At 60.6% G+C, this 19,872-nt stretch carries 19 protein-coding genes and 1 pseudogene; 13 read left to right on the top strand and 7 right to left on the bottom strand.

Annotated features, from left to right (window positions below):
- Positions 1–144 precede the first annotated feature (144 nt).
- The 3 genes from V6766_RS04910 (at position 145) to V6766_RS04900 (ending at position 2,089) form a co-directional block, all read left to right on the top strand.
- Positions 145–792 (top strand): BON domain-containing protein, encoded by a 648-nt coding sequence (locus V6766_RS04910; protein ID WP_448464184.1) that lies wholly within the window; start codon positions 145–147, stop codon positions 790–792.
- Between the two features lie 47 nt (positions 793–839).
- The gene (locus V6766_RS04905) at positions 840–1,823 is read left to right on the top strand and encodes a zinc-dependent alcohol dehydrogenase family protein (RefSeq protein WP_448464182.1); all 984 of its coding nucleotides are present in this window, start codon (positions 840–842) and stop codon (positions 1,821–1,823) included.
- A gap of 92 nt (positions 1,824–1,915) precedes the next feature.
- A complete protein-coding gene (locus V6766_RS04900) occupies positions 1,916–2,089 on the top strand; it encodes a hypothetical protein (RefSeq protein ID WP_448464180.1) in 174 nt (57 codons plus the stop codon).
- Positions 2,090–2,238: 149 nt separating this feature from the next.
- Here the strand turns inward: V6766_RS04900 and V6766_RS04895 are convergent, their stop codons facing one another.
- On the bottom strand, positions 2,239–3,159 hold the full coding sequence (locus V6766_RS04895) for a LysR family transcriptional regulator (RefSeq protein WP_448464178.1): 921 nt from the start codon (positions 3,157–3,159) through the stop codon (positions 2,239–2,241).
- 96 nt (positions 3,160–3,255) lie between these two features.
- Between V6766_RS04895 and V6766_RS04890 the strand changes: the two genes are divergently transcribed.
- Genes V6766_RS04890 through V6766_RS04870 form a run of 5 tightly spaced genes read left to right on the top strand, consistent with a single transcriptional unit; the run spans position 3,256 to position 8,665 of the window.
- Entirely contained in the window at positions 3,256–4,755 is a 1,500-nt protein-coding gene (locus V6766_RS04890; protein WP_448464176.1) for a CoA-acylating methylmalonate-semialdehyde dehydrogenase, read from the top strand.
- A gap of 13 nt (positions 4,756–4,768) precedes the next feature.
- The gene (locus V6766_RS04885; protein WP_448464174.1) at positions 4,769–5,911 is read left to right on the top strand and encodes an acyl-CoA dehydrogenase family protein; all 1,143 of its coding nucleotides are present in this window, start codon (positions 4,769–4,771) and stop codon (positions 5,909–5,911) included.
- Position 5,912: 1 nt separating this feature from the next.
- Positions 5,913–6,950, top strand: a complete 1,038-nt coding sequence (locus V6766_RS04880) for a 3-hydroxyisobutyryl-CoA hydrolase (protein ID WP_448464172.1) — start codon at positions 5,913–5,915, stop codon at positions 6,948–6,950.
- Positions 6,951–7,002: 52 nt separating this feature from the next.
- Positions 7,003–7,902 carry a 3-hydroxyisobutyrate dehydrogenase gene (gene mmsB, locus V6766_RS04875; protein ID WP_448464170.1) on the top strand — a complete coding sequence of 300 codons (900 nt, stop codon included), beginning with the start codon at positions 7,003–7,005 and terminating at the stop codon, positions 7,900–7,902.
- Positions 7,895–8,665, top strand: coding sequence for an enoyl-CoA hydratase (locus tag V6766_RS04870; protein WP_448464168.1), 771 nt, complete (start codon positions 7,895–7,897; stop codon positions 8,663–8,665). Before mmsB ends, V6766_RS04870 begins: the two co-directional genes overlap by 8 nt.
- A 341-nt stretch (positions 8,666–9,006) precedes the next feature.
- Here the strand turns inward: V6766_RS04870 and V6766_RS04865 are convergent, their stop codons facing one another.
- The 4 genes from V6766_RS04865 to V6766_RS04850 form a co-directional block, all read right to left on the bottom strand.
- On the bottom strand, positions 9,007–9,852 hold the full coding sequence (locus V6766_RS04865) for a transporter substrate-binding domain-containing protein (RefSeq protein ID WP_448464166.1): 846 nt from the start codon (positions 9,850–9,852) through the stop codon (positions 9,007–9,009).
- Between the two features lie 176 nt (positions 9,853–10,028).
- On the bottom strand, positions 10,029–10,925 hold the full coding sequence (locus tag V6766_RS04860) for a polysaccharide deacetylase family protein (protein WP_448464164.1): 897 nt from the start codon (positions 10,923–10,925) through the stop codon (positions 10,029–10,031).
- Positions 10,922–11,689 carry an SDR family NAD(P)-dependent oxidoreductase gene (locus V6766_RS04855; protein ID WP_448464162.1) on the bottom strand — a complete coding sequence of 256 codons (768 nt, stop codon included), beginning with the start codon at positions 11,687–11,689 and terminating at the stop codon, positions 10,922–10,924. Before V6766_RS04855 ends, V6766_RS04860 begins: the two co-directional genes overlap by 4 nt.
- A gap of 1 nt (position 11,690) precedes the next feature.
- On the bottom strand, positions 11,691–12,482 hold the full coding sequence (locus V6766_RS04850) for an IclR family transcriptional regulator (protein ID WP_448464160.1): 792 nt from the start codon (positions 12,480–12,482) through the stop codon (positions 11,691–11,693).
- A gap of 82 nt (positions 12,483–12,564) precedes the next feature.
- Here V6766_RS04850 and V6766_RS04845 point away from each other — a divergent pair, with 82 nt between their 5' ends.
- The 5 genes from V6766_RS04845 to V6766_RS04825 all read left to right on the top strand — a co-directional run bounded on the left by V6766_RS04845 (position 12,565) and on the right by V6766_RS04825 (position 16,865).
- Complete coding sequence (locus V6766_RS04845; RefSeq protein WP_448464158.1) at positions 12,565–13,314, top strand: SDR family NAD(P)-dependent oxidoreductase; 750 nt, start codon at positions 12,565–12,567, stop codon at positions 13,312–13,314.
- 153 nt (positions 13,315–13,467) lie between these two features.
- Complete coding sequence (locus V6766_RS04840; RefSeq protein ID WP_448464594.1) at positions 13,468–14,184, top strand: ABC transporter permease; 717 nt, start codon at positions 13,468–13,470, stop codon at positions 14,182–14,184.
- The gene (locus tag V6766_RS04835) at positions 14,184–14,903 is read left to right on the top strand and encodes an ABC transporter permease (RefSeq protein WP_448464156.1); all 720 of its coding nucleotides are present in this window, start codon (positions 14,184–14,186) and stop codon (positions 14,901–14,903) included. Before V6766_RS04840 ends, V6766_RS04835 begins: the two co-directional genes overlap by 1 nt.
- 14 nt (positions 14,904–14,917) lie before the next feature.
- Positions 14,918–15,685: an ABC transporter ATP-binding protein gene (locus V6766_RS04830; RefSeq protein WP_448464154.1), complete on the top strand. Its 768-nt coding sequence runs from the start codon at positions 14,918–14,920 to the stop codon at positions 15,683–15,685.
- A 10-nt stretch (positions 15,686–15,695) separates the two neighbouring features.
- Positions 15,696–16,865, top strand: coding sequence for a M20 family metallopeptidase (locus tag V6766_RS04825; protein ID WP_448464152.1), 1,170 nt, complete (start codon positions 15,696–15,698; stop codon positions 16,863–16,865).
- Here the strand turns inward: V6766_RS04825 and V6766_RS04820 are convergent.
- Positions 16,818–17,080: pseudogene (locus V6766_RS04820) on the bottom strand (transposase); the annotation flags it as partial. The gene V6766_RS04825 and the pseudogene V6766_RS04820 sit on opposite strands and share 48 nt — an antisense overlap.
- Positions 17,081–17,256: 176 nt before the next feature.
- Complete coding sequence (locus tag V6766_RS04815; protein ID WP_448464150.1) at positions 17,257–19,437, bottom strand: hypothetical protein; 2,181 nt, start codon at positions 19,435–19,437, stop codon at positions 17,257–17,259.
- Positions 19,438–19,872: the final 435 nt, after the last annotated feature.

The raw sequence follows: 19,872 nt of genomic DNA, 5'->3' as shown, positions 1-19,872 counted from the left end.
GAGCCCGACGTCGAGCACGCACGGACTATCCAGCTTTTTCATCATTTCATCTCCTCCGCGGATCCTGTTGACGGCTATCAATGACCCGCCGCCCTCTCGCGCTCACGCTTGCGGCATCCATCGCAAATCCTCAGGGAGGTCGTCATGCAGGACAAGACATTGCGCCAGAACATAATCGATGAACTGGAATACGAACCCAGCATTGATGCTGCGGATATTGGCGTGGCGGTTGAAAACGGCATCGTCACTCTGACAGGCCATGTTCCTGCCTACACACAAAAGACCACGGTCGAAGCGGTCGTCAGGCGGATCAGGGGCGTCCGCGGCATCGCCGAAGAGATCGAGGTTCGGCCGCGGGGTGCCAATATTACCGCCGATGATGAGATTGCCCGCCGGGCGGTCATCGCCCTGAAATGGAATGACCTCGTTCCTGACGAAAAGCTTCAGGTCACGGTCAGCAAAGGCTGGCTGAAGCTGACGGGAACGGTTGAGTGGCAATATCAACGCGAAGCGGCGATGCGCGCGATCAAGGGGCTTGCCGGCATAATCGGCATCAGCAATCTGATTGAAGTCGTGCCGAAGGTCTCCGCTCCGGATGTCAAGAAACGCATCGAGGATGCGTTCAGGCGAGATGCAGAGATCGAAGCCGATGCGATCAAGGTTCACGTTCAGGACGGCAAGGTCACGCTTGAAGGCAAGGTGAAGGCCTATCGCGAGCGCCAGGCCGCAGAGCGGGCGGCATGGTCGGCGGCGGGCGTCCGGCACGTCGATGACCGGATCACGGTTCTTTGAGACATGACGGGCTGGCGGAAATGCCAGTCCGTTCTTGGAGCGATGACATGAAGGCTATGGTTCTGCGGGCGTTGCGAACGCCGCTGGCTCTGGAAGAAAGGCCTGACCCTTCGCCCGGCGCCGGCGAGGTGAGCGTCAGGGTCGAGGCCTGTGCCGTCTGCAGGACCGACCTGCATGTCGTCGACGGCGATCTGCCGGAAGTGCGGCTGCCGGTGATCCCCGGCCATGAGATTGTCGGGATCGTCGAACAGCGCGGCGATGGCGTGGCCTCGCTCGCCATCGGACAGAGGGTCGGCATTCCCTGGCTCGGGCACACATGCGGGCATTGCGCCTATTGCGAGGAAGGCAGCGAAAACCTCTGTGATCATCCGCAGTTTACAGGCTGCACGCGGGATGGCGGGTTCGCCACGCATGTGATTGCCGCATCCGATTTCACCTTTCCCATGGACGGGTTCGACGATCCGGCGGCCGCGGCCCCGCTGATGTGCGCCGGCCTGATCGGATGGCGGTCACTGAAGATGGCGGGCGAGGGCAGGCGCATCGGGCTTTATGGCTTCGGCGCGGCGGCGCACATCCTCGCGCAGGTGCTCGCCTGGCAGGGCCGCGAGGTCTATGCCTTTACGCGCGCCGGCGATGCCGCCAGTCAGGAGCACGCGCTGAGCCTCGGCGCGGTCTGGGCCGGGACGTCGGAAGAGATGCCGCCGCAGGCCCTCGACGCCGCCATCATCTTTGCGCCGGTGGGAGAACTCGTGCCTCTGGCGCTCCGCGCTACCCGAAAGGGCGGCAGGGTGGTCTGCGGCGGCATTCACATGAGTGATATTCCGGCCTTTCCCTATCGCCTGCTTTGGGAGGAAAGGCATATTCTGTCGGTGGCCAACCTCACCCGGCAGGACGGCCTTGAGTTTCTGAAGATCGCGCAGGCCGCCCGTGTTTCGACCACAATCAGCCGATATCCGCTCGAAGCGGCCAACCGTGCTCTCGATGATCTCCGGCACGGCCGCTTCCAGGGTGCCGCGGTTCTTGTTCCCTGACCGGCGTCATTTCGTTTTTATATAACGATCAATGCTCTTTGCGGCAGCCAGTGATCGACTGTCACTGATATTGGCAACACAGGGAGGCCGACATGGTCAAGGATCTGTGTGTTCACCTCGGTGGAGGCGATGGCGGCGCGGACCGCCCGTTCGTCTCGACGCTGCCGCAGGAGGACGATCATGAAGACGCGGCGCTGGTGGAAACCGCAGCGCCACCACGACAGAGGCAGTCCGTCGAGCAATACAAAATAGTCAAGAGAGCCTGAGAGTGCTTTCGAAGCGGTACGGGATCAACCAGAAGACAGTCGGATGCAAGGCGGATCACGTTCAGGAGTGGAGCGCTTTGGCGTCTCGGACAAGATTCGCAAATGATCGGAAAACGCCGCGGTGATTCCATTCCGTGGCCGCTGAAAGCTCAATCGGCACGGTCGATTTCTTTCGACCTGACGCTGAAGAGCGCCCGGGCTCTGCCGACTTCATCGGCAATGAACCGCATCACGGTCCGGATGCGAGCCGAACCGCGGGCGTCCTCATGGGCGATGACCCAGAAGGTGCGCGTCAGTTCGATCTCTTCGGCCAACACTGGCTGAAGCGCTGGGTCGCTCCCAGCCATGAAGTCGGGAAGGATGCAGAGCCCGGCACCGGCTTTGGTGGCGTGGAGCTGGGCGAACAGGCTGGTGCTGGAAAGCTGCGGGGTGAGGTGTTCGCCGGCCTGGCTCAGATAGTCGAGCTGCGGCGAAAAGATCATGTCCTGAATATAGCCGATCAGGGGATGGCTCATGACATCGCGTTTGGAGCGGATGGCCTCGTGGTGGGCCAGATAGCCCTGCGACCCATAGAGATGGAGGGTATAATCGGTGAGCTTGCGGGAGTAGAGTCTTCCCTTTTCCGGGCGTTCGAGACCGATCGCGATATCGGCCTCGCGCTTGGTCAGGCTGAAGATGCGCGGCATGGCGACGAGCTGCAGCTCCAGTTTGGGATGTGCGGCGGTCAGCGCGCCGATGCGCGGGGCGAGAAAAAGCGAGCCGAAACCTTCCGGCGCTCCGATCCGCACCACACCACTTAACGCGAGCCGCTCGCCGGCAATGTCGTTCTCAATTCCCGTGGCGGCACTCTCTATGCCTTCGGCCTGCGTCAAAAGCCGCTCGCCCGCATCTGTCAGCGAATAGCCGCGCGGCGAGCGACGGAACAGTTCAGCGCCGAGCCCGGCTTCGAGATTGGCGATATGGCGGCTGACGGTGGCGTGGTCGGTGCCCATGCGTTCGGCTGCAACCGTCAGCCGACCGGTGCGGGCCACCGTCAGGAAATAGCGCAAATCGTTCCAGTCAAAGCTCATGGGTATGAGCATATATGCACAATGGTGTTGAGATCAATCGCATAGATTTGCACAGCTCTGCCGTCTATGGTGTCACGGCAATGGGAGGAAAACATCATGCGCGAAATCGGGCATTTCATCGGCGGCAAGTCTGTGGCCGGCAACAGCGGACGGACGGCGGACATCTACAATCCGGCAACGGGAGAGGTTCAGGCGCAGGTGGCGCTTGCATCCGCTCAGGAGCTCGAGGTCGCGATTGCCGATGCCAGGGCCGCCCAGCCAGCCTGGGGCGCCATCAATCCGCAAAAGCGCGCACGGGTGATGATGAAGTTCGTCGATCTGCTCCACCGCGACATGGACAAGCTTGCGGAAATGCTCTCGCGCGAACACGGCAAGACCCTGCCGGATGCCAAGGGCGACATCATCCGCGGCCTTGAGGTCGCCGAATTCTGCATCGGCGCGCCGCATCTGCTGAAGGGCGAGTTCACCGAAGGCGCGGGCCCCGGTATCGATATCCATTCCCAGCGCCAGCCGCTTGGCGTGGTTGCCGGCATCACGCCGTTCAATTTTCCCGCGATGATTCCGATGTGGAAGTTCTGCCCGGCGATCGCCGCCGGCAACGCCTTCATCCTGAAACCGTCTGAACGCGATCCTTCCGTGCCGATGATGCTGGCCGAACTGATGATCGAGGCCGGACTTCCGGCGGGCATCCTCAACGTCGTCAATGGCGACCGTGAGGCTGTCGATGGCATTCTCGACCATCCCGACATCATGGCCGTCGGCTTCGTCGGATCGACGGCGATTGCCGAATATGTCTATACGCGCGGCTGCGCCAACGGTAAGCGCGTGCAGTGTTTTGGCGGCGCCAAGAACCATATGCTGATCATGCCGGATGCCGACATGGATCAGGCCGTGGATGCATTGATCGGCGCGGGATACGGGGCTGCCGGCGAGCGTTGCATGGCAATCTCGGTTGCCGTTCCCGTCGGCGAGGGCACGGCCGAGCGTCTTGTCGAGAAGCTTGCGCCGCGCGTGGAGAAGCTGCGGATCGGACCCTACACCGCCGGCAACGACATCGATTTCGGACCGCTTGTCACCAAGGCCGCGCTGGAACGCGTACGGGGCCTGGTCGACAAGGGCGTCGAAGAGGGCGCCGAACTGGTCGTCGATGGTCGGTCCTTCTCTATGCAGGGCTATGAGGGCGGGTTCTTCACAGGCGCAAGCCTGTTCGATCACGTCACCCGCGACATGACCATTTATCGCGAGGAAATCTTCGGACCCGTACTTTCGGTGGTGCGCGCCAAGACATATGAAGAGGGGCTCGATCTCGCCATGACCCATGAATACGGCAATGGCGTCGCCATCTTCACCCGCGACGGCGATACCGCGCGCGATTTTTCGAGCCGCATCAATGTCGGCATGGTCGGCGTCAATGTGCCTATCCCTGTCCCGCTCGCCTATTATACGTTCGGCGGCTGGAAGAGGTCCGGATTCGGCGATCTCAACCAGCACGGACCGGATGCCTTCCGGTTCTACACCCGCACCAAGACGATCACATCGCGCTGGCCGTCGGGAATCAAGGAAGGCGCGGAATTCGTGATCCCGACCATGAACTGAGCGGATACAGCAGATGAATTTCGACCTTACCGATGAACAGACGGCCATTGTCGAGATGGTGCGCGACTTCGCTGCGACGCAGCTGGCGCCGAACGCCCAGGCATGGGAGCGGGCGGGAACGATCCCGCGCGACTTCCTGCGCGAAGTCGGAGCGCTCGGGCTTGGCGGCATCTATGTGCGCGCCGAGAGCGGCGGATCTGGCCTTTCACGCCTCGATGCCGCGCTGATCTTCGAGGCGCTGGCCTCTGCCTGTCCTTCGGTCGCGGCCTTCATCTCGATCCATAACATGTGCGCCTGGATGATCGACCGTTTCGGCTCGGACGCCCAGCGCCAGAAGTGGCTGGCGGACCTCTGCAGCTTCCAAAAAGTCGCCTCCTACTGCCTCACCGAACCGGGCTCCGGATCGGACGCGGCGGCGTTGCGGACACGGGCTCTCAGGGAAGACGGCGGCTTTCGGGTGACCGGCACCAAGGCATTCATTTCCGGCGGCAGTTATTCCGATCTCTATGTCGTGATGTGCCGCACCGGGGCGGAAGGGCCGAAGGGCATCTCTGCTCTGCTGATCGAGGCGGGATCGGAGGGGCTTGGCTTCGGCGCAAAGGAACACAAGATGGGCTGGCGGGCGCAGCCGACGACGGAGGTTCAGCTCGACAATTGCCGCGTGCCATCCGATTGCCTTCTGGGCGAGGAAGGCGCGGGTTTCAAATACGCCATGGCCGGGCTGGATGGCGGCCGGCTCAATATCTCAGCCTGCTCGCTCGGCGGCGCGCAGGCCGCGCTGGACAAGGCGGTGCGCTATGTCGGCGAGCGGAAGGCCTTCGGCGAGCCGCTTTCCGCGCTGCAATCGATCCAGTTCAAGCTTGCCGATATGGAAACCGCGCTGCAGGCCGCGCGCGTCTTTCTTCGCCAGGCGGCGAGCCTGCTCGATGCCGGGTCGCCCGAGGCCACGCAGTTTTGTGCCATGGCCAAGCGGTTTGTGACTGACGCCGCCTTCGATGTCGCCAACGACGCATTGCAGATCCACGGCGGCTACGGCTACCTGGAGGATTTCGGGATCGAGAAGATCGTGCGCGACCTGCGCGTTCACCAGATTCTCGAAGGCACCAACGAGATCATGCGGGTCATCATCGCCCGCCAATTGCTGGGAGCGCGCTGAGATGGCCGATATTGACATCGGAACAGTTGGCCGCGTCGGTCGGGTCACGCTGACGCGGCCGAAAGCGCTCAATGCGCTGAACCACGAGATGGCGCTGGCGCTGGAGGATGCGCTCGATCGCTGGTGCGCCCAGGGCGAGGTTGACATGGTGCTGGTCGATGCCGAGGGCGAGCGAGCATTTTCGGCTGGCGGCGATATTGCCACGCTCTACCGCAGCGGCAGTGCGGGCGATGTCAGTGCCGGTCGCCGTTTCTGGCAGGACGAATACCGGCTGAATGTGAAGATCTCGGAGCTCGCGCTGCCCTATGTCGCCATCATGGACGGAATTGTGATGGGCGGCGGGATCGGCATTTCCGCCCATGGATCGCACCGGATCGTAACCGAACGCTCGCAGCTTGCGCTGCCCGAGTGCAAGATCGGCCTGGTGCCGGATGTCGGCTGCTCGTTTCTGCTTGCCCGCGCGCCGGGCGAACTCGGCATGTTCCTCGCGTTGACCGGCTGGCGCATGGACGCCGGCGATGCAGTGGCGGCAGGCTTTGCCGATGTCGCGGTATCCAGCGGGGATCTCGCCGCGCTGAAGACGGCGCTTGAGGAAAGCGGCGACCCGGCGGAGATCGCACGTTTTGCCCGCGCGCCAGAAGCTGGCGCGCTTGCCTCGTATCGCGACGTGATCGACGCGCATTTTTCGAAGGATACCGCGCTCGCCTGCCTGCTCTCGCTGGAGGCGGATGACAGCGAACTGGCGCGAAAGGCGGCGTCGATGATCCGCCATGCAAGTCCGCTGTCGGTGGCGGTGACCTTTGCGATGGTTCGTCGCGCGCGCGCATTTTCGGGCGTGGCCGATGCCGTGCGGCAGGAATATCGCTTCACCTTTCGCTCGATGACCGAGGGTGATTTCCTGGAAGGCGTTCGCGCGGAGATCATCGACAAGGACCGCCAGCCGAAATGGAGCCACGCCCGGCTCGAGGATATCGATCCAGCGATGGTTGATGACATGCTCGCGCCGCTCGGGCCCGACGAACTGACGTTCGAGCGTTGAAGGGTCGAAAGTTTCAAAACAGTCGTGCAATGTCTGCGGGAGAAGATGTCAAATGAGCAGGATCGCGTTTATCGGGCTTGGCAATATGGGCTTGCCCATGGCCATCAATCTGCACAAGGCCGGCCATGACGTCGTCGGTTTCGACGCCGTTCCGGCGGCGCTGGAAAAGGCCGGGCAGGCGGGTCTTTCATGCGGGCAGAGTATCGCCGACACTGTCGGCGATGCTGAGATCATCATCACCATGCTGCCGAATGGCGCAATCGTGCTCGATGTTGTCAGCGCTGTTCTCGCGGCGGCGAGGGCCGACGCGTTGCTGATCGATTGCTCGACCATCGATATTGCAAGCGCGAGGCGCGTGCATGAACTGGCGGGCGAAGCCGGCCTGCTGTCGCTTGATGCGCCGGTTTCGGGCGGCGTTGGCGGGGCCGAAGCGGGCACGCTCACCTTCATGGTGGGCGGTGCGAAGCAGGCGTTCGAGAAGGCGTCGGCCGTTCTTGATGTCATGGGCGGCCGGCTCGTGTACTGCGGCGATGGCGGCGGCGGACAGGCTGCAAAGATGTGCAACAACATGTTGCTCGGCATCTCCATGATCGGTGCATCGGAAGCCTTTGCGCTCGCTGAAAAACTCGGACTTTCCGCCGAAGCCGCGTTCGAGGTGATTTCCACCTCCTCCGGTTTCTGCTGGTCGGTGAACAAGTACTGCCCGGTTCCAGGCGTCGGCCCGCAATCACCTGCCGATTTCGACTATCGGCCCGGATTTGCCACCGAACTGATGCTGAAGGACCTGAAGCTTGCCCAAGGTGCGGCTGAGGAAACCGGGCAGGCGACGCCGATGGGCGCAAGAGCCAGCGAGCTCTACGCACGCTTTCTGGAGGAGGGCGGCGCCGGACGCGATTTCTCCGCTATCATCGAATATCTGAAAAAGGCCGAACGGAGCGCACCAAATGCATGAAGTCGAAACTTCCGTCGATCAGGGCGTCGGCATCGTCACGATCAACCGGTCGGAGGCTCTGAATGCCATCAACCACGCGGTGATGGATGGTCTGCTTGAGGCCGTGGCGGGCTTTGACGCCGATCCGGAAATCGGCGCGATCGTCATCACCGGCGCCGGCGACAAGGCTTTCGTGGCCGGCGCCGACATCAAGGAAATGGTCGACAAGTCCTTCATGGACATGTTCATGGCCGACATCCAGGCCGGGTGGGAGCGCTTCGCAGCGACCCGGACCCCGCTGATCGCCGCGGTCAACGGTTTCGCGCTTGGCGGCGGCTGCGAGATCGCGATGATGTGCGACATCGTGATCGCCTCCGAGCGGGCCAAGTTTGGTCAGCCGGAAATCAGGCTCGGCGTCATTCCCGGCTGGGGCGGCACCCAGCGGCTGGTGCGCGCCGTCGGCAAGGCCAAGGCGATGGACCTGATCCTGACCGGCAGGATGATGGACGCCGAGGAGGCGGAACGCGCCGGCCTGGTGGCCCGTGTGGTGCCCCATGAGGATGTCCTCAAGACCGCGCTCGAGGCCGCAGGCACGATCGCGAGCTTCGGCAGACCTTCGGTGATGGTTGCCAAGGAGGCAGTCAACCGCGCCTTCGAGACCCCGCTTCAGGAAGGCATCCGGTTCGAACGGCGCGTGTTCTATTCGCTGTTTGCGACCGAGGACCAGAAGGAAGGCATGGATGCCTTCGTTTCCAAGCGCCAGCCGCAATTTCGCAAGCGCTAGATACCCTCTTGGGCGGCAATATCGCGCTACAGTCCGCTATCGGCGGCAAATGGCGGGCCATGCGAAAAGCGATAAGAACTACATCTACTCCCCTTGCCCTCTATACCCCGCCAAAATAGGGCCAATTCTTCGCCGCCCAGCATGGTGAAGCCATGAGCCAGGTCAACAGCGAAACGAGCCTGTTGCTGTCTACGTCGCGGACCGCCAGAGCGAAACTGTAAAGCCGGACCCGTGGTCTCCAAAGGGTGTAGTCAGTCTCCTGTCGACCGAAAACAAAAAAAAGCCAGCCCCGCACAGGTGGCGGAGCCGGCTTACGGCCTCGGGGGAGGCTCGGAGTAACTTCAGTTTTTAGGGCTGAGATCGGCGTTGAACCACTTTTCCGACAGCTCCGCCAACGTGCCGTCCGCAGTCATTTCGGCGAGAGCCTTGTTGAGCTTGGCCTTCAGGTCCGGCTCATCCTTACGGATGCCGAGGCAGACATTCGTCGCCTGAACGCCGCCAACCAGAAGCGGGCCGCTGACGGTCAGTATTCCGTTACTGGCCTCGGCGCGATCACGCGCAAAAACGACATTGTCGAACTGACCGTCAAGGCGGCCGCTTTCGATGTCGAGCTGAACCTGCTCGGAGGATTTATAGGTCTTGATATTGGCCACATCGCCGAAATTCTGTTCGACGAAATTCAACTGGCTGGTGGATACCGATGCGCCCAGCGTCATGCCGTCAAGGGCTTTCTTGAGATCGGCAATGGCCTTCTGGCCTGCCTCGGTGTCGGTGTCGAGGTGCTCGCCGGTATGGGGAAGATCCGTCAGCGGGCCGTCGGACGCCACCAGGAAGGTGTTCGGCGTAATGACATAGGGATCGGAGAAATCGATCACTTTGCGGCGTTCCTCATTCGGCCCTGCCGTCAAAATCACATCGAACTTGCCTGAGATCAGCGAAGGTATCTGGCTGTCCCAGGACTGGGCCACGATATCGCATTCGAGCTCGGCGCGCTCGCAGACCTCGGTAATGACATCGAGGTCGAGACCTTCCAGTTCGCCGGAGGGCGTGGTCGCGTTGAAGGGCGGGAAAGCGCCTTCGACGCCAACGGTGATCTTCTGCCAGTCCTTGGCGAGCGCGGCGCCGCCGGGCAGCATCGAGATCGCGCCGACGATGGCAACGGCTGCAAGAGATGATTTTTTCAACATGGTTCCCTCATTGTTGATTGGACGTGCAGGAAATCCAGTCGCCTTCAGGCCGAAACCGGTCACCTGGCTGAAGATATTTTGGCTACAGCCGGGCGGCGTGAATAGTGAATTGTTGTTCACATATAAGAATATTGTTCAGAAAAATCGAAGTGATGTCACGGCATACAGCGTTTTGCCTATGCGGAACGGGCGTGGTTCACGACATCGGCATGCGTGCCGAACCACGCGCCCTTTCTGGCATGAATATGGGCGAGTAATTCTTTGAGGATCCAGATCCGGCTTCTGTGGCCGATGATGTCTGGATGCATCGTAAGCTGGAAGATGCCGCCTTCCTCAAGGGCGGCGTCGAACTCGGCAATGAAGATGCGCAGGATATCGTGCGGCGCGATCTGCGGCCGCAGCCCGCCCCAACGGTCCATGACGAGATAGGCGGCGTCGTCGCGTATCCACTCGACGGGCAGTTCGATGACGCCTGCCGGTTTGCCGTCGAGGAGAAGCTCATAGCAATCCACGTCCGCCATAAGCGAGGAATCGTAGAGCAAGCCCATTTCCGCGGTGATCTTCAGCGTATGTTCGCTGAAGTCCCATGACGGCGTGCGAATCCCGACCGGGCGGATGCCGGTAATGTTCTCCAGCGTATCGGCAGCGCGGTATTGCAGATCCCGTTCGGTCGTTTCATCGAGCAACGTGTTTCTTTCGTGGATCCAGCCGTGCAGGGCAATCTCATGGCCCTCGGCAATCAGTGCGCGCTGCTCGTCGGGGTAGTGAAGCGCGGTTATGGCCGGAACGAAGAATGTGGCAGGTATGGCATGGGATTCAAGCAGTTTGCGAATACGCGGAATGCCCTGCCGCGGCCCGAACTGCCCCTGGGACAGGGCCGATATCGACTTGCCGCCATCGCGCAGTTCGAAGGTGTCGTGGTCGGAATCGAATGAAAGCGCGACCGCGCATCGCGCGCCGCCCGGCCAGGAGGAGGGACGCAGGCTGCGGCCCGCGCGGGCGCGGTTCATAAGGGCCTGCAATCGCTCCTGCGACCAGTTCCAGGTCGCAATCGGGGTGTGGTCGCTGTTCATGATACGGGTCCTCCGCTGACGGAAAGCGTCTGGCCGGTCATCCAGCTCGCATAGGGCGAGGCGAGAAAGAGGACGGCATTGGAAATGTCTTCGGGCTGGCCGATGCGGCGCAGCGGTATCTGTTCGATCATGGCTTTCTGGCCGTCTTCGCCGTAAGACGCCCACTGTCGTTCATAATCCGGGCTGGTACGCAGGAAGCCCGGCGCCACGGCATTGACGTTGATGCCGAAGGGTCCGAGTTCGTGCGCCAGTTGCCGGGTAAGGCCGATGAGCGCGGCCTTGGCGCTTGCATAAGCCTGGATGCCGGTCAGGCTGACGCCGAGGCCCGCGCCGCTCGAGATAAAAACCATCTTGCCCGCCCCATTCGCCTTCATCGCCGGAACAGCGGCGCGGGCGACAAGGAATGCGCCCCTGACATTGACGTCGTAGATGCTGTCCCAGTCCGCGGCGGAAACATCCTCGACGGGCTTGTGCTTCTGGCCGAGCACGCCGCCGGCAACATGAACGAAGATATCGAAACCGCCCCCATTCTCGGCGAAGAGGCGCTTTGTTCCGGCTTCGTCGGTCACGTCGAGAACGGCCGTTTCGATCGAGCCGCCGCGCCCGGCGCAGGCGCTTTTGGCCAGCGGCTCGAGCGCTACAAGATTGACGTCTGTTGCCAGGACGGCAGCGCCATCGGCGGCAAAGGCCTCGCTGATCGCGCGCCCGATGCCGCGGGCGGCGCCGGTAACGAGAACGCGCTTTCCTTTGAATTCTATATCCATCTTATCGATTTTCCGTGTCTTGAGACTTGTAGCCGAGCCGGGCGCTGAGTTCGTCCGCATAGCGGATGACGGCGGCGATCATCCGCTCTCTGCTGGCGTCGAACCGGGCGGTGACCGTTGCGATATTGAGCGCCGCGATGACAGTGCCCGAAGCGTCCCGGACAGGGGCGGCGACCCCGGAACCGCCAGCGACGGCCTCTTCGTCGCTGATTGCGTAGCCGTCCTGCCGCGCGGCCTCGATGATCTTGCGGATTTGTACGCGGTCGATGACCGTGTGCTCGGTTATCTGCACAATCCGCTCGCGCGCCAGATAGGCAGACGTCTTTTCCGGGTTCCAATACGCTAGCAGAACCCTGCCCATGGCCGTGCAGAAGGCTGCATCCGATCCGGTGAGATCGGAATCGAAGCGTACAAGCTGATGGCTGACGCTTTTGGCGAGAAGCTTTACACGCCCGTCCCGGCGGCGGCTGCCGAGAAACACGGTTTCATGCTCGGCATCGCGCAGCGCGTCCATGATCGGTTGCGCGGTCGCGATCAACTGTGCCTCGCGCCCGCTCGTCCAGCCAGGGCCGTTTCGGAAGGCTTCGTGAATCCGGTAGGATTCCGGTTCCTCGCGGATGACATAGGCACGAGACACCAGCGTGGCGAGTAGATTGTAGGTGCTGCTCTTCGGATATCCGAGTTCCGAAACGATGTTCTTGAGCGTCAGTGGCCTGCGGGCGCGGGCGAGGAGTTCGAGAATCTCCAGTGCTCGCACAGCGGACTTGACTTCAGGATCGGCTTTGTTGTTCATGTATATGAACCAAATTCTCATTGAAGAATGGTCCGATAGCCATACCATGCCCTTGTGAATTTGCAAAGGAGCAGTTTTAAGCATGAGCGCACAGACAAAGGTCGCTATCGTCACGGGCGCGGCGCGCGGAATCGGCAAGGCATGCGCGCTGGATCTGGCGCGGGCGGGATTTTCTCTTGTTCTGGTCGACCTGTTGGAGAGAGAGCTTGCCGACACAGCAGCGCTGATCCAGTCGATGGGCAATGAAGTCGTGTATTTCGGGGCCGATGTTTCGAACTACGCCCGGACGGGCGAGGTCGTCAGCGGCGCGATCGAAAAATTCGGCCGCATCGATTTCCTTTTGAACAATGCGGGACGCTCGGCGCCGGTCGGCATTCTTGAAATTTCCGAGCGGGAATTCGACGACGCCATCGCCGTCAATCTCAAGAGCTGCTTCAATTACATTCAGCATGTCGCGCCGCATATGCTGGCCGAAGGCGGCGGCCGCATCGTGTCCATGTCGTCGCTGAACGCCCTGTCGGGCGGCGTAACCGCTGCCGTCAGCCGTTTCGCCTACGCCGCCGCAAAAGCTGGCATTCTTGGCATGACGCGGGCGCTGGCCAAGGAACTTGGACCGCATATTAATATCAACGCCATATGCCCGGGCGTCATCCGCACCGAGATCGAGACCGATGTCACCGATCGTGCCGAGGAAGTCACCAGGGGAATAGCGCTCGGCCGGCTCGGTTGCGCCGATGATGTAGCGCGGGTGGTGACGTTCCTGGCGACCTCCGAACCATGTTTCATGACTGGCCAGACGCTGACGGTCGACGGCTTCCAGTTCAATGTCTAGTCGATTCTATGCCTGGATTGGCGGACGAAGTGCGACATCCGGCTATTCGTCAGTCTGGCGCTACGATAGGAAAACACGAAGATCGGGCGGTAACGATTGATCGCCTGATATTCCAGTCATCGCAGATTCCCTGAAGGAGAGCTCCGAGACATGATGGAACAGTTGCAGCTTTTGAGTTTCGGCCCGGGCGGGTGGGGTGCGGCGCTGCTCATGGCCGCGTTGATGACGGTGGCGGTTGCAGGCTGCGGGTTTGTCATCGGCAGCGTGATCGGAGCGTTCGTCGCCTGGGGCAAGTTGGCGGGCAATGTGCCGGTCGGTTTTGCCGCGGATGCCTATACGACTGTCTTTCGCGGGATTCCCGAACTGCTTGTCATCTATCTCATATATTTCGGCGGCAGCATGGCCGTCACCAATCTGTTCCATATCTGGGGCGGAGACGGATTTGTCGATGTGCCGCCCTTCTTGGCAGGCGCGGTTGCGATCGGCATCGTTTCCGGCGCCTACCAGACAGAAGTCTTTCGCGGCGCTTTCCGCGCCATATTCCGGGGTGAGATCGAGGCGGGAAAGGCCGCAGGGATGCCGCCATTCCTGTTGTTCCGGCGGATCATCGCGCCGCAGATCCTGCGTCATGCCCTGCCGGGAATCGGCAATGTCTGGCAGATGGCGCTGAAGGAATCCGCTCTCATCTCGGTGACGGGGCTGGTTGAACTGCTGCGTCAGGCGCAGATTGCCGCAGGCTCCACCCGGAAGCCCTTCGAATTCTACCTCATTGCCGGTGCGATCTTCCTTGTCATCACGTGGTTTTCACAGCGTCTGTTCTCTCAGCTCGAAAGGCGCTCGCGCCGGAGCGTGGCCGAGAGGACCGCGTGATGGATCTGCCCTTCCTCTGGAACAGTTTTGTTCAGCTTCTTTCCGGCGTTCCGCTCACGCTTGAGCTGACCGCCATCGCGTTCACGCTCGGTCTCGTCCTGGCGATTTTGATCGCCCTTGCACATATGTCCCGTTTCCGGGTTCTGCGCGGCATTGCTTCCGCCTATGTTTTCGTTCTCCGCGGCACGCCGCTTCTGGTGCAGATATTCCTGATCTATTACGGCCTTGGACAGTTCCGCCACGCGCTACAAAGCGTCGGCCTCTGGCATTTCTTCCGCGAGGCCTATTGGTGCGCGATTCTCGCCCTCTCCCTCAACAGCGCCGCCTATGGCAGCGAGGTTTTGCGCGGCGCGCTGCACGCCGTCTCGCAAAAGGAGATCGAGGCGGGCCGCGCCTGCGGGATGTCCGGCTTTCTGCTTTATCGCCGGATCATCCTGCCTTCTGCCCTGCGCCAGGCGCTGCCGGCCTATGGCAACGAACTGATCCTTATGGTCAAGGCGACGTCGCTCGTCTCGATCATCACCATGATGGAGATTACCGGCATCGCCGCCCGTCTCATCGCGGAAACCTATCGTCCGGTCGAAGTCTTCATCGCGGCCGGTTCAATCTATCTCATCATCAACTTCCTGCTGACGCGCGCCATCGCATGGCTTGACTGGCGGCTCACACCGCATCTGCGCAGCGCGCCCTTTTCGATCAGGGCGGAGCAGGGCAAATGAACGGAGGTCACAATATGGAACCGGTCATATCCCTGCGCAACCTGCACAAGAGCTTCGGCTCTCTCGAGGTTCTCAAGGGTATTTCCCTCGACGCCTGCAAGGGCGAGGTCATTGCGATCCTCGGCGCTTCCGGATCCGGCAAGAGCACGATGCTGCGCTGTATCAACATGCTCGAAATTCCGACTGCCGGAGAGGTCTCAGTCGGCGGAGAAACGGTGAAGTTGAAGAAGCATGCCGGCGGCCTCGCCCTTGCAGATCGCCGTCAGGTCGACGGCATTCGGGCGCGGGCAGCAATGGTGTTCCAGAGCTTTAATCTCTGGTCCCATATGACGATTCTCGAAAACCTTATCGAGGCGCCGGTCCACGTTCAGCATCGCGCCCGCAGCGAATGTGTGGCGGAGGCGCGGGCGCTTTTGCACAAGGTCGGTATCGGCGACAAGGAGAACGCCTATCCCTTGCATCTGTCGGGCGGGCAGCAGCAGCGCGCGGCAATTGCCAGGGCGCTGGCCATGCACCCGGATGTGATGCTTTTCGACGAGCCGACATCCGCCCTCGATCCCGAGCGCGTTGGCGAGGTCCTCGCCGTCATGCGTTCACTCGCCGAGGAGGGGCGCACGATGCTGCTCGTAACCCATGAAATTGCGTTTGCGCGGGATGTGGCAACGCGGGTCGTCTTCCTCCATGAGGGCGTGATCGAGGAGGACGGACCGACCGAAGAGGTGTTCAACAATCCGAAATCGGACCGGTTCCGCCAGTTCATTTCCAAAAGCCAGCATCGCTGAGGCGCGGACGATGAACGGAAATGATCGCGACATCGTCGCATGGCTTTCGGCGCGTCAGAATGACATGATCGGCCTGCTTGCCAGTCTGGTGAACATCGATTCCGGATCTTACGACAAGCAGGGCGTAGATGCCGTCGGGGCGGAATTGTCAACCTTTCTTGCCGGATATGGCGTAGCGGTCCACTCGCGGCCGGTCGAAGGGTTTGGCGATACGCTGCTGGCGGACACACAGGCTGTGCGCCGCGACAAGGGTCGCCACAATTTTCTTCTCTCGGGACACCGGGATACGGTTTTCGGCAAGGGCGAGGCGCATCGCCGGCCGTTTCGGATCGAAGATCAATATGCCTATGGTCCGGGTGTTGCGGATATGAAGGCCGGTCTGGTCATGAACGCGTTCATTCTAGCGGCCTTCCAGACGTTTGCGCCCGATGTGCCGGTGACGGTGATGATGACCGGGGACGAGGAAATCGGTTCTCAGGCGTCGCTTGGCCATATCTACGACGAAGCGCGCTTTGCCCGCGCCGTTTTCAACGCCGAACCGGCGCGGCCGAACGGAAATTTCGTCTGCGCGCGCAAGGGTGGCTTCACCTATCGGTTCGAGATTGCCGGCAAGGCAGCTCATTCCGGAGTCAATTTCCGCGAGGGCGTCAGCGCGATCGGCGAACTGGCGCACAAGATCACCGCGCTTCATAACCTGACCGACGCGGATGACGGCGTGACCCTTAATGTGGGGTTGGTTTCGGGAGGGGCCGCGACTAATACCGTGGCGGCCAAGGCGACGGCGGAAGTGGATATTCGTTTCGTTGACAATGAACAGCGCGACCGGCTTGTTCTCGAGATCGAGAAAATCCTGTCCCATCCGGTGATTTCCGGAACCGTGACGACCTTTGAACGGGTGAGTGAAAGCCGCCCACTCGTGTCGACGCCGCGAAACGCTGTGCTTTGCGACACCTATCGTGAAGCGGCCGCGTCTCTGGGGTTTGATATCGCGGGTGAATTCACCGGCGGCTGCGCCGATTCCGGACTCACCTCCCATGCCGGCGCGCCGACGGTGTGCGCGACGGGACCGGTAGGCGGAAAGGCCCACACAGAGGATGAGTACATCCTGGTCGATACGCTCTCGCAACGCGCTTCAATCGTGGCCGCTTCGATAATGCGACTGTTGTCGATTTACGTTTGAAGTGGCTTTTCCTCGATGTCTGTGATTCAGGGGCAGCATTCTCGATCTCATCAGTTCTGGGCGGGCCCGGCCGTACGTGGCTCGTTTCAGCGTTTTAAGACTGTTGATCTCCCTTCGGTCTGCCCGCTGCTCCAAGGGAGTTGTATTGCATTTTTGACGGCATCGATATCTCGGCGTAAAACGCTGGCGAAGCGCATAATAGCGGTGAGTTCGGTATATCAATGATCGTGTCCCGGCACGTGGTGTAGCTTCGTCGCTCACCGTGCCTTAAATTTTTCAATGCTTTGGCTCTCGATCGGACCTCACTGAGAGGCCAGCCACCGACGCGTACCCTGCTTTCGATGGCAGCGTTCTGCGGCGGACGATTTCGCCCGCCGCGGGACATGGTCGCTCATCGCGTGGCTTCGCCGGAATGAAATTCATCCTTTCCGATGGAATAACCTTCCACTTTGGAATTGTATTTGGTCATGTTTCCAAGGGTTTCATATGTAGAAACAACATTCAATTGATCGCCCGGCTCAAGCGTCAGACCATTGAGATAGGTGAAATCAAACTCGCTCGTGCCGTCAGCCACCTGCTTATCAACCATTTTGGTCCCGTCGCTTGTACGCCAGGCCATGATCACCTGCCGCTGCTGGGCGGCAATTCCGGATACCGAGTTCGCTCCGACGCTTTTGAGTATGACATCGTGCAGCTGATTTTCGCCCAGAACTCTAATGAACTGATCGGACGCTATAGTGTCGCCCACATAGACCGCGGTTGCCGTGAAGACCGTATTAAACGGCTGCGCCTCGTCGATCTGCACGCTCCAATATTCATCCTCCGTTGGCGAGGCGATATAGGTTTTCGATGTGCCTTTCGGCGGAGTGACGGTCAAGGTGACCTGAGTGTTGTACTGTGCCGTGCCGGTGATCTCATCGGTTTCGATGCCTTGGATCTGTGGGGGGATCGGGCGGTTGACGACAGGCTGGGTCTCAATTGTGTAGTAGTCTGATCTGGGCGATGTTGCTTCGCCTTGTGCATTTTGGATGTCGGCAACAGCAAAAATCCGATGGCCGACGGTGGGCGTATAGTCAGGCGTTACCGTCCACTTCTGATTCACGACAGGTGCCAGCTTGAGGTTCAGCGCGTTATCGTGATCATCGTGGTCGTAAAGACGGATGGTCGTGCCGGCCGTCTCTTCTGTGCCCGTGAAAACCACGCCATCGTAATTGTCGATGACGGGCTTGCTGATCTGGATTGCATCGGTGTCTGCCAGACTGGACGCAAAGAGCGAGGTTGGCAGTAGAATGTCTCCGGAGGACAGTTCCTCGCGTGCCTCGAAGTATACAATCGTGTCCTTGCTGAGAGACCCGACGTGCCCGGTCCAACCCATCGACCAGTTGCCATCGTCGTCTGTTCTGGCGGTGAAGAAGGCGCCCAGATCTCTTGTCGATGCGACTATATGCATTTGGGCATCGGCCAGCCCGTAGGCACCGCTCCTCGAGATTTTCGTCACGGAGGGGAGGTTCGGCCTCTCGCCACCGATCTCGACTGCGGAATAGAAATAGGACACCGCCCCAGTGTCGAGATTCTTGGTCGAAGCTTCAATGACGTCTCCATCGGCGAAATGCGGTACCGGAGAGTCGGGGTCGCTATTCCACAGGCCGGAACTGTCTGCCGTTGCTGAGCCAGAGTAGGTGCGCCGGTCGTCGTGAATGATACCGTAGTTTACCTGGAGGCCCGGCTGGGCTTCCCCGCCGATGCGGCCAGTAGCAACGAGTTCGATGGCCGGCGCGAGGCACTTCTCTCCAAGAGTGACCAGAAATTTTGGCCCGCTGGCTGTGGTGCCGTTCTTGTGAACGCGCCTGATCTGGACGGGCAGCCCGTCGTCAAGCGCCTTGCTGAAGTCCATGGTCCAGGCGCCGCTATGGGAAGCCTTCGTTCGCGCGATCAGGAAGCCCGTCTTCGCGTCACTGAGTTCGATCCTGTCTTCCGGCGCAGCGCCAAAGCCGGCAATATGCGCAACATTGCGGTCTTCCACTGAAAATTTCTTGACGGTCGTGAAATGCGGAAGGGAGGTATTGCCGTTGGGAAGCGTCGCGATGATGCAGATCCGTTCCCCCTCCCGTAACGGGTTCTCAAAACCGACCGACCAGCAGCCAGACCTGTTGAAAGCAAATGTCTTCCGGAGAGTTCTTCCATCGGGCCCGTATACGGCAACTTCAGCGTTCGGCGTGGTCGCGCCGAATGCCAGTGTCTCGCTGGCATAAATATCGGCCATCGTTGGGCTGCTGCCGCCAACGGTGATCCGCACCTTGTCGGAGGCGCTTCCTTCCGCCACATTGCACGCCCATATCTCGAGAATAGTATACCATTCTGGCGCGCTCCCAAGATCGATCGACCAGTTTCCTTCCACGTCGACCGTGGTCGAATGCGTCTTTGTGTCATCGCTGCTCGAAATCATGATCGTCAGTCCAGGCGTGGCGGTACCGCTGAAATGGCCGGTCGCCTGGGAAAACCGAATTTCAGGCGGAAGCGGCTGTGCCGCGACCGCGTTATCATGATGAAAATCTTCCGTTTCGACGGGCATTGCTAATCTCCTTAGGGTTGGCTAGCCAGCTTCATAATCGACACCAGTTCACTCTTATAGGTTGTATTTTCAGCCAAAGATTTTCTGCGTCTCGTTCCGCGACCGATTTCAATGTGTATTGGTTACTGTTTCAGCGCCTGATCATCAGCCCATGATCTTGAACAGCGCGACGGTCTCGCTCTTCCCTTGCCGTGCCGGAGCACCGAACAAAACGGATTTCACTTTCCTCACATCGTTGCGGAGCGCAGCGAAATCGGAGCGAACGTCCGGCCTGAATGACAATATGCCTTAGGACAGTTTTCTGGCGCGGGGGGGGGGGGGGGGGGCGGCCCCCCCCCCCCCCCCCCCCCCCCCCCCCCCCGGGGGGGTTTTTAAAAAAAAAAAAAAATAAATAAAAAACAAAAAAAAAAATTTTTTTAAAAATTTAATCCCCCC

The organism is Martelella sp. AMO21009, from assembly GCF_053484295.1.
The sequence above is the reverse complement of the archived record's forward strand: the minus strand, read 5'-3'. Positions and strand labels throughout refer to the sequence as shown.